Origin of the sequence: Methanoculleus sp. UBA413, from assembly GCF_002502935.1 — an archaeon.
Taxonomy (GTDB): Archaea; Halobacteriota; Methanomicrobia; order Methanomicrobiales; family Methanoculleaceae; genus Methanoculleus; species Methanoculleus bourgensis.
In genome coordinates this window covers 4,781-14,289 of sequence record NZ_DAQR01000004.1, presented here as the reverse complement: position 1 = coordinate 14,289, position 9,509 = coordinate 4,781, and the positions used below count along the sequence as shown (strand labels likewise).

The window sequence follows — 9,509 nt, the reverse complement described above, 5'->3', positions numbered from 1 at the left end:
CTCGATGAGCGCGCCGACCGTGAAGATATGATCACCTTCATGGCGACCTCCGGGACGAAACTGCAGCCTGAGGACATTGACCGTGTGGTCAGCAATATGAAGGCATGGGCTCCGGACTTCTGTATCGTCGTATCCCCGAACGGCGTCCTCCCCGGACCTACCCAGGCCCGTGAAGATCTTGCAGCGGCCGGGATCCCCTGCATCGTCATCACCGACGATGTCACCACCAAGAAGGATCAGTTTGCAGCGCTCAAGGAGAGCGACTTCGGCTACATCATCATGAAGGCCGACGCCATGATCGGCGCCCGCCGTGAGTTCCTGGACCCCATCGAGATGGCGGACTACAACGGGAACCTCGTCAAGGTGCTCGCCATCACCGGCGCGTACCGCAAGATGCAGCTGGAGCTTGACAAGGTGATCGACCAGGTGAAGGCAGGCAAGAAGGGCAAGGACCTCGTGCTTCCGAAGGTTGTCATGACCTCCGACAAGGCGGTCGACGGCGAGTTCAGCAACCCCTACGCGCTCGCGAAGGCTCGTGCCGCCTACGAGATTGCGCAGCAGGTTGCCGCGGTCAACGTCAAGGGCTGCTTCATGACGAAGGAGTGGGAGAAGTACATCCCGATCGTCGCGAGCGCCCACGAGATGATGCGCCAGGCCATGATCCTCTGCGAGGAGGCCCGCGACCTCGAGAAGGGTATGGACGCGGTCATCAGGAAGCCCCACAAGAAGACCGGCGAGATCGTCTCGAAGACGAAACTCATCAGCAAGCCCGAGTGAGCCGATAACACTTCTCCTTTTTTTGCACGCGTTTTGTTGAACTAGATTCTGCTGCCACAGTATCACCCGGAGCAGCGGCCGGGCCGCGGATCTCCCATTGCCCAAACCGTCTAGGTTTCGCATAGAAATCCCATCGAAATTGGAAATGGAGCCCATTTTGTCGCGCTCTCAACCGCGACATATCCGCGGTTACCACCCTTCGGGAATGTTCATCAGTTGAGCCTGTGGCCGAACGCGGCCTCATAGGCGTTTTCCATGAATATCTCCTCGGTCTGCGAGTGGGAAGTTTCGGGGAGTTCGTTTACAGGCCCCGGGTATCGCCACGCACTGCCCCCGCGTCCCGTGGCGATAGCTGCCAGGGGCACCGCCTCATGAGGGTTTTATAGGGTTGTCGACCCAATCGGAGTATGAAGGGCCATGTTCACCATCCATGAGATCCGGACGAACCGGGGGATCCTCCAGTACCGCAGGGAGTCCCTCACCGGCATCAGGTGCCGGATCAGTCCCGTCCGGGTCGAACGGCAGATCAACACCGCCCCGGTCATGCCGTACTCCCGTGAAGGCTGCCCGTTCTGCCCCGAAACCATCGATACCGCCACACCGACCTTCGAGGACGGCAGCCGTCTCCGGTGCGGAGAGAGCGTGACATTCCCGAACCTCTATCCGTTTGCCGAAGACCACGTGGTCACGGTGATCACGCCTGATCATTCAACCGATCGGTTCGACCGCCGGTCCCTTGCCGATGCCATAGCAGGCACGGCAGAGGCGCTTGCCCGGTCTTCAGGCTACGCGAGCATCAACTGGAACTACCTCCCTTCAGCGGGCGCGAGCATCGTCCACCCGCACCTGCAGGGCATGGCCGATTCCAGGCCGACCCGGCTTGCCGATCTCTACATCTCCAGCGGCCGCCGCTACCTCGCCGAGAACGGCCGACTCTACTGGGACGACCTGGTGGAGCGCGAGCGCGGCTCAGACCGGTTTCTCTTTGAGGATGAGATCTTCTGGTCGGCAAGCCCGGTCCCTCTCGGCGAGCGGGAGGTGCGGGGTATCCTGCCGGTATCGACACTCGCCGATCTCGGGCCCTACATCGAGCCGCTGGTCGACGGGCTCCTCAGGGTCATCGCCTTCTACCGGCACCTCGGAACCCGTGCCTTTAACGCTGCGATCTTTTTTGATGCTCCCGGGACTGGGGGGCAGGGCCACCGCGCCTTCTGCTCCCTGATCTCAAGACTGAACCCGAACAGCCTCTCGATGTGCGATTCGGCGTTCATGGAGCGGCTGCACCTGGAGCCGGTTATCCTGACGCTCCCCGAAGACCTGGGACCCCTCTTCCGGGGCGGGCCGCGCGCGCCGTGAGGCAGGAGGTTGCTTCACGCGAAAACGCGGAAGACCATCCGGTTACTTCTCTCTCCCCTTCGCAGACTTCGCGACCTTGCGCGAGACTCCGTCACCGATCTAGGGCTTTGCTTCTCCAGGGAGTGATCCATCGTGATCCGACTTTCCGCAGTAAGTGTTCTGGCCCGGCATTTGTCCCACATTCCCCTCGCGAAATCAGAGTACCACGGCAAGCTGACAAGGCCTCACGCGGAAGTTCGCGTTGCCCGCGAAGGATGTGTAGCTCCCCCCGTCACCCTTCGCGCGCTTCGCGTGCGGCTGGCGATCACGCCCACGCACCCGCACCATATGGGGAATCGGTCCACTCGTTCAGTATTCCAGGACGGGATCGTCTTACTGCGGAAGGTGGGGTGATGAAACGTTCCTGAATAAAAAAGTGGTGAGTGGTTTTTCTGCCTTACACGATGTACTTACCGAGCAGGCGGATGGAGTTGGTCATGTCGGGGCCGAGGGGCGAGCCGAAGATGATCTGGGTAACTCCAGCCTTTGTGAGATCCTCACACTTCTGCTTGACCATGTCGGGGGTTCCGGCAATGGTGAAGGCGTCGATCTCCGCGTCGCCAACGAGGCCGCCGACGGTCTTGAAGTCGAAGCGTCCGAGGGCTTCCTTGATCTTCTCGACGTTGCCCAGATCAAGTCCGTGGCGCTTGAGAACCGGGGGCGGAGAGCCTGCGGCGATGAATGCGGCCACGATCTTTGCAGCGTTCCGGGCCTTCTTCTCGTCCCTGTCGATGGACATGGCGGTGTAGGCACCGACGTCGAACTTCTTCTTGCCCACTGCCTCCATCGCCTTCTTGATGATCGGGATGGCGATCTGGAAGTCCTTGGGGTTGGACGCGTTGATCAGGGCACCCTCGCCGATCTCACCGGCGAGCTCGAGCATCTTGGGACCCTGGGCACCGATGTAGACCGGAATGCCCTTCTTTCCGGGCAGGGTGACGCCGGTCAGCTTGGCGCCGTCGTAGTCGAAGAACTCCATCTCACCGGTCTTCTTGACTTCCTCACCGGCAAGAAGCTTCTTGATCTGGACGACACCTTCCCTCAGGCGGCTGACGGGCTTTGCGGGGTCGATCGCGAGCTTCGGGAGCGTCGAGAGGTCACCGGGCCCAATACCGAGGACGGCACGTCCGTCGGAGATCTCGTTTAAGGTAGCCATAAAGGATGCAATGGCCGCCGGGGTGTCGGTGAACGTATTCATGATACCCGGTCCCATCTTGATCGTGTCGGTGTTCGCCGCGATCATGGCGAGAGTCGGGTAGGCGTGACGGTTGTTGTAGTGGTTGGTAATCCACGCAAAATCGATATCCTTCGACTCTGCAAGCTTGGTGTAGGTTACCACCTGCTTGACATTGACTGATCCAGGCACAAATTCGATTCCATATGTTGTCAAGGCTAATACACCTCACTTGAGTAGTTACGTGCCGGGAGATATATATATTATCATTTTGTGTTCACCAAGCGACATGTACCGCACATGTACAGCAAAATGGAGCGATGTAACGTGTTATCCAGGGCATCAGGCAAATCTTCCCGGTTACCAGGCAGAGGCCCATTTTGTGCGGGGATCGAACCGGAAGTTTAAAATACGGAGTTTCCATGAACCGGCATATCCCCCGCCCGGGAAGTTTAAAGAACTATATATGTTTGTCTGCCTATATACTCTTCAACAGTTTCGGGTGATATGCACGCTCCATTTCGCGGCAAAAGGTCACGCGAGGGTGTCAGGCAGGGAGTATAATCTATGCGGGTGCTAGCGATCGGGTTGGGTGGCGCCGGGTCACGGATCGTGGATAACCTCTACGACCACGACCGGCGAAGCAAAGTCTGCTGCATGAGTGCGGTAGCGATCGACATCGATCCAAACTCCCTTGTGCAGCTCCGCCACCTCCCGGAATCGGCAAGGATCTTCTTCCCCCCGATTGATGCCCTCGATCCCGACGATATCACAAACATTATCGATATCGAGGAGGTGATGACCAGGATCCAGGGCATGGACACGATGGAGATCGACGCCATCCTGCTCTGCTGCGGGCTTGGAGGAAACATCATTGATATCGCGCCGCTTATCATCGAGGAACTCCGGAAGTCCTACGTGGAGCCAATTTTCGCGCTCGCCGTCCTGCCGTGCCTGGATGAAGGGAAGCGAATCTCGGCAAAGGCCGCCGACGACCTCGACCTGATCCAGGAGATCACGGATGCCGTCATCCTCTTCGATAACGAGACCTGGTCACAGAAGATCAGGGCCGCCGCCGCAACGGCCGAGAAGGAAGAGAACGGTCTTGCGGGCCAGATACGCCGGAGCCCGCTCTCCGGGGCGCTGAATCCGAGAGACCACTACGGTATGCTCAATGAGCGGATCGCCCGTCAGATCGGCCTTCTCCTCCGCGCAGGGGAGTTCAACGAGTTCGGGCTTGAGGTTGCCGAGGTCGTCCTGGACGCCGGTGAGGTACTCAATACCCTGAAAGGGATGGGTTTCGTCGCGGTCGGTTACGCAGCCGAGCGCCTGCCGGGCGGATGGCTGGACTTCCTCCATCGGCGGCGGTCGCTGAAGTACTTCATAGAGGGGTCGCATGAGAAGGCCGCGCGGATTGTCTCGCTTGCCAAGAAGGCAGTCTACGAAGAGGTGTCGGTCCCCTGCGACCTCACAAGCGCCGATAAGGCGCTGGTGCTGATCGCCGGGCCTTCGGCCGAACTCTCGATGAAGGGGTTCCAGACGGTCAGGAAGTGGATCGACCGGAGTATCGCGGGGCTTGAGATGCGGTCCGGCGACTACCCGGTGAAGAACACCTCGTTCGTCGGGATCATCATCGTGCTCTCGGGACTCTCCAACGTCCCCCGCGTCGAGGAGATCCGGGAGATCCGGACCGAGTACCGGCTTGAGCGCGAAGAAGAACGGCTGAGGGCCGAAGAGGAGGCGGCCCGGGCATCTTCGGAGCCCGAAGAAGAGGACATCCCGTACTTTGCCTCCCCGCTTGAGTCGGCGTTCCTGGAGGAGAGCGATATGGCAGAACCTACAGCAGAAAAGGATGAGATGATCGAGCTCGCGGGCATCGGTCGGGGCAACCGGAAGGACAGGGACGAGACCATCGACATGCTCCCGAGATCTGAGAGAAAAGAGGATGACGGCGCCATCATCCTCCCCCCGAAACAGGGCGGGAGGGAGGTCGACCTTGCCGGGTCGGCCTCGGTCACCTCGTCTATGCCGGCACCGAAGAACTCCGTCTTCAGCCCGAAAGGGATCAGTATCGAGAAGACCGCACCGAAGGACGATGCGACAACCTATTCCGCGTCCGTACAACCGGTGCAGCGCCCGAAGGACGGGGTGCTCGCCGGCGATAAGGTCTCGCTCGATCCCGGGATGCGGCGGCCGATCGACAGCGTCCTTGACGAGCCTGGCATCCGCATGAGAGAGGTGCTCCCCGAGCCGAAGGATAACCTGCTGGGGCGTGGGCCTGACCGCGGGAGTCCCCCGCCAAAGGAGGTTGACCCCTCGCGCGGCAAACTCCGGGTGATCGATGTCGCCGAAAAGCCGCCGGAGGAGAAGAAGAGAGAAGACGACGACTCGGACGACGGCGGGATCACCTGGATCCTGTAGCGTCCGCTATTTTCTCAAACGGTATGTTCCCGGCACCGATCTCGGTCTTGAGGGCGTAGCCTTTCTCGACAGCGTTTCCCACCATGTTCATGCCGGAAAACGCGACAACTGGGAGCCGGTAGGGGTGCTCCGGGAGGTTGAACTCACCGATGCCGCCCCCGGCAGGGAAGACAAACCCGGATTCCGTCATCAGCCTGACGGCCTCCTTCACCCGGTCCTCCGCGGCCGCAGGCACCTCGCGGACGTTTGCAAGCGCGACGCCGGACCGGGTCGTCACGAGCCGGTTGATCGACGTGAGCCCGGCCGATATGAAGAGATGGAGCGGGTCGACCGATGTCCCCCGGTAGCCGATGAGGTCGAGGAACCGGGCGGGGCCGTCGCCGTCGACGGCGATCCTCCCGGCGTACTCGAGCCTTGCCGGTATGCCCATCTTCTGGAGGACGCCGTCCAGCGTGACGCTGCAGGCGGTCATGATCCCGGTATGCCCTTTTGGTATGCGCGGGTCGGAATCGATTATCAGGTAGGTGTTCAGGAACCCGTAACCTGCGGCTGCCACCTCATCAAAGGCTCTTGTGACGCCCCCGAGGTCCTCCTCCCGCACGAAGGAGAGGTTGTAGGCGACGCTCCCCGTGCCGGTCGCAGGATCGAAGGTGCTCTGGAACGCAAGCTGCTCAAGCCTTGATATGATGAAGCCGATCCGCTCGTCGACGAGCGCGCGCTCGCTCTCGGCGGTGCCTGCTTCGGTGAGTACGCGCCCCCGGTTCCCGACCTTCCTCGTGAACCCCGTCTCGTCGAGGTACTGGAGGTAGTACTGGACCGCGCGGTCGCTCAGGACAAAGCCCCGCTCGGCCATCTTCTCGCTTAACCGTTTTGCGCCCAGGGGTTCGTGCGACTCCGCGAGGATCCTGAGGATCTCGAGGTATTTTCGTTCTGAACGTATCTCCGGGCTCATCGCGTCTCCACCGCGCCCTCACTGTCCTGGTACCTGCCCTGGTAGAGCCGGTCGCCGTTCCTGACTTCCTGGATGACCATCTGCACGACCCGGTCTCCTTCCGCGAGGGTGACGGGCTCAGCACCCATGTTGGTCAGGCAGAGGGTCAGCTGGCCGCGGAACCCAGGGTCCACGAACCCGCCGCCGATGAGAACTCCCCGGCGGGCAAACGAGGAGCGGCACCGGAGGGTTGCCGCGAGGTCGGCGGGGAGTTCCACCCACTCGATCGAGGGGACAAGGGTGCACGCGCCGCACTGGAGCGTGGTCGCTTCGGCCACCCGGAGGTCGTAGGATGCGGGCTGCTGGGATGCGCTGTGGTATGGCTCAATGACGAGATCGCCAATCTTGCGCCGGCGACCGATTTCGCTGGATGATAGGATCATTGTGTACTGTACCGGCACAAAAACGCTTAATATCTTGCGATAGAAATCCATGAGGGGACCCATGGGGTAGAGGACATCCTTTTGGGCTTCGAACCCAAGGACGCGGGTTCAATTCCCGCTGGGTCCGTCAGTTCTTCGGGAGCGCGATGCGTGCCCGGAAAAATTGTTATGCGAGCCGGATATACGGTTTTTGCCGGCCCCCGATCTGGATAGGCGGAAACGCAAGCGGCGGGGTGTAGGGTGCATCGTCCGCATCAGCGTGCACCCGGACCCGGTACTCTCCAGGTGGAAGGTTCCTGACGTCGAGGGTGGTGACGCCCCCGGTCGTGGCGTTGTCTGCGGTCAGGGTATCGAACCACACCCAGGAGAGACCACCGTCGTTCGAGTATTCCAGGGTTTCAGTTACGGTTTCCGATCCGGTGTACACGAGGTCCCAGGCGGCGGTGAGGAAGTCAGGCACCTCCACGCTGGTGTAGCGCGGGTTTGTGAGGTGTAGCGTTCCATACACGAGGCCCGTGTTGTTGAGGTCAGGCACGGCCGTGATGAAGGTCGCGGGGAGGTCGAGCTCTGCCGCGCCGTCGTTGAACGTGATCGCCGAGTCGGGCCCGAAGATGTTGATATTGCCGTCGGCGAGCACCGCAAGACGGAACGTCGTCTCCCAGGTCTGGCCGAGCTGGACCGTGCCGATATCGAAGGGGAGGTGCGGGGAGGACGCCGTCCAGTTTGATGTGTCGTCGCGGGTATGACGGGGGATGATCTCGTAGTGCCCGGTCTTGTTATCGACCCAACTCTCGATGGCGGTCGAGATTCCGTCTTCGTGGACGTAGGTGAAGACCTCGGATCCCACCCGGTCTTCATCATTGACCCGGATCGTGCCAAAGTCGAGGTTCATGGCGGTGTTGACGCCGGCCTCGGTCTTGAGTTCTCCGGCGATCTCGGTGTAGATCCGGGCAAGATCGTCACCAGTGACTGCATGGTAGTGTTTGCCGCCGGTCTCCTCTGCAAGGGTGTCCATCGTTTTCCATGTGGTACTGTTCTCGGTAATATCGTTTGAGAATGATATCATGTACAGCCGGACGCTATTGCTCTTTGCGTAGACTGCCATATTCTGCTGGCTGTCACCAAGACCTGAGAAGTATGTATAGTCATTCTGGGTCGTCCGCCAATCATATTTAGAATCCCCTTTACCACGGGCAAGCGGGTCGCCGTAGTAGTTGTACTCCCCATCGGACATCAGGATCACGGCGTGCACGGCATCAGGGTCCGGATTTTTATGAGTGCTCATCTCACGGATAGCAGTATACAGTGCTTTTCGCGTGGCAGTCCATCCGGAGGGATTGAGCCCGTCAATCGTGCTGTTCACGCTTGAATAATCATGCGTCAGGTGCAGGGCGCACGAAGCGTCAGTGCTGTACGAGACCAGGCCAATCTGGTCCCGGATAGGATTCATCTCAGAAACAAAGATCTTTGCTGCCGTTTTCGCACTGCTGATCCTGGACGGGTTGTCACGTGACATACTCCCCGATCGATCGATCACCAGCACCACGTCAATCGGGTCCGGCTGGAGCGCCCAGCCATCGCCCTTCAGCCTGATGGTGACATCGACCGTCTCGTTCACCTCGACCCTCGGGGAAGAGACGTTCGTCTCCACGGAGAGGTAGGGGTAGTTCACCCAGGTCAGCGTCAGCGGTTGTTCGACCAGGAATCCCGACTTGTTGACCCACGTCGCCCGGACGGTCGCCGTGCCCTTCGCGGAGGTGTTCCAGCCCGGCGAATTCCGGTCCGTCGTGAAGGCACCAGGATAGAACTTAACGACGGCATACCCGTCTCTATCGGTGGTCGCGGTCCTCTTCTCCAGTTTCTGGTCCACGGTCTGGTTATAGGGTGCGGAACTGTTTGCTACAACTTCAAACGTCACCGTCTCACCCGCAACCGGGTTTCCTTTGATGTCCATCACCTTGGCCCGGAGTTCCGAGACAGAATTCTCGTTGACGTCCCGGCTCGGCATGGACTGCGGGTTTGCCGAGAGAAGCATCTCCACCGGGTCAGTATGGATGAACTCAACGGTCGTTGATGTGGTCACACTCTGGTTGTCGATGGCCGTCGCGGTGATGGTGACCCTGCCTGTGGTACCCTTCGGGCCGTAGGTGAATGCAATCCCGCCCCGGCCGTTCGTCGTCAGGACCGCGTCTTCCCCGAGGGATGTGTTGACCTGGAGGTCGCGGCCGGCCGCCGGGTTGCCCCAGGAGTCAAAGAGCGTGAAGGAGAGAGTGAAGGTGCTCCTGCCGTCAGCGGGCTGGTAGGGGACGGGGTCGGCATCCGGCCTGACTGATGCGGTGATTGCGGCAGGATGCCCGGTGGGCAGCCC

Annotated in this window: 7 protein-coding genes and 1 tRNA gene; 4 read left to right on the top strand and 4 right to left on the bottom strand. The window is 60.5% G+C overall.

The window, feature by feature from the left end; all coding sequences use genetic code 11:
* Both BP858_RS00550 and BP858_RS00545 read left to right on the top strand, forming a co-directional pair.
* On the top strand, window positions 1–777 hold a 777-nt coding region (locus BP858_RS00550), incomplete at its 5' end, for a F420-dependent methylenetetrahydromethanopterin dehydrogenase (RefSeq protein WP_286878554.1).
* Between the two features lie 417 nt (window positions 778–1,194).
* Complete coding sequence (locus BP858_RS00545; RefSeq protein ID WP_214166130.1) at window positions 1,195–2,133, top strand: galactose-1-phosphate uridylyltransferase; 939 nt, start codon at window positions 1,195–1,197, stop codon at window positions 2,131–2,133.
* A 436-nt stretch (window positions 2,134–2,569) separates the two neighbouring features.
* On the opposite strand, the gene BP858_RS00540 is transcribed toward BP858_RS00545, so the two are convergent.
* Window positions 2,570–3,562, bottom strand: a complete 993-nt coding sequence (locus BP858_RS00540) for a 5,10-methylenetetrahydromethanopterin reductase (RefSeq protein ID WP_062264317.1) — start codon at window positions 3,560–3,562, stop codon at window positions 2,570–2,572.
* 351 nt (window positions 3,563–3,913) lie between these two features.
* Here BP858_RS00540 and BP858_RS00535 point away from each other — a divergent pair, with 351 nt between their 5' ends.
* A complete protein-coding gene (locus BP858_RS00535) occupies window positions 3,914–5,767 on the top strand; it encodes a tubulin/FtsZ family protein (protein ID WP_286878553.1) in 1,854 nt (617 codons plus the stop codon).
* Here the strand turns inward: BP858_RS00535 and BP858_RS00530 are convergent.
* Together BP858_RS00530 and BP858_RS00525 are read right to left on the bottom strand one after the other, a co-directional pair.
* Window positions 5,751–6,719 carry a DUF128 domain-containing protein gene (locus BP858_RS00530; RefSeq protein WP_286878552.1) on the bottom strand — a complete coding sequence of 323 codons (969 nt, stop codon included), beginning with the start codon at window positions 6,717–6,719 and terminating at the stop codon, window positions 5,751–5,753. The two genes, BP858_RS00535 and BP858_RS00530, sit on opposite strands and share 17 nt — an antisense overlap.
* Complete coding sequence (locus BP858_RS00525) at window positions 6,716–7,141, bottom strand: dCTP deaminase (protein ID WP_062264293.1); 426 nt, start codon at window positions 7,139–7,141, stop codon at window positions 6,716–6,718. The genes BP858_RS00530 and BP858_RS00525 overlap by 4 nt, the downstream gene beginning before the upstream one ends.
* A 55-nt stretch (window positions 7,142–7,196) precedes the next feature.
* Between BP858_RS00525 and BP858_RS00520 the strand changes: the two genes are divergently transcribed.
* Window positions 7,197–7,268, top strand: a tRNA-Arg gene (locus BP858_RS00520).
* 39 nt (window positions 7,269–7,307) lie between these two features.
* Here the strand turns inward: BP858_RS00520 and BP858_RS00515 are convergent.
* On the bottom strand, window positions 7,308–9,509 hold a 2,202-nt coding region (locus tag BP858_RS00515), incomplete at its 5' end, for a VWA domain-containing protein (RefSeq protein ID WP_286878551.1).

Excerpts from the sequence above, each read along its gene's own strand:
- BP858_RS00525 (WP_062264293.1), bottom strand. The coding sequence starts at position 7,141 with ATGATCCTATCATCCAGCGAAATCGGTCGCCGGCGCAAGATTGGCGAT.
- BP858_RS00545 (WP_214166130.1), top strand. The coding sequence starts at position 1,195 with ATGTTCACCATCCATGAGATCCGGACGAACCGGGGGATCCTCCAGTAC.
- BP858_RS00530 (WP_286878552.1), bottom strand. The coding sequence starts at position 6,719 with ATGAGCCCGGAGATACGTTCAGAACGAAAATACCTCGAGATCCTCAGG.
- BP858_RS00535 (WP_286878553.1), top strand. The coding sequence starts at position 3,914 with ATGCGGGTGCTAGCGATCGGGTTGGGTGGCGCCGGGTCACGGATCGTG.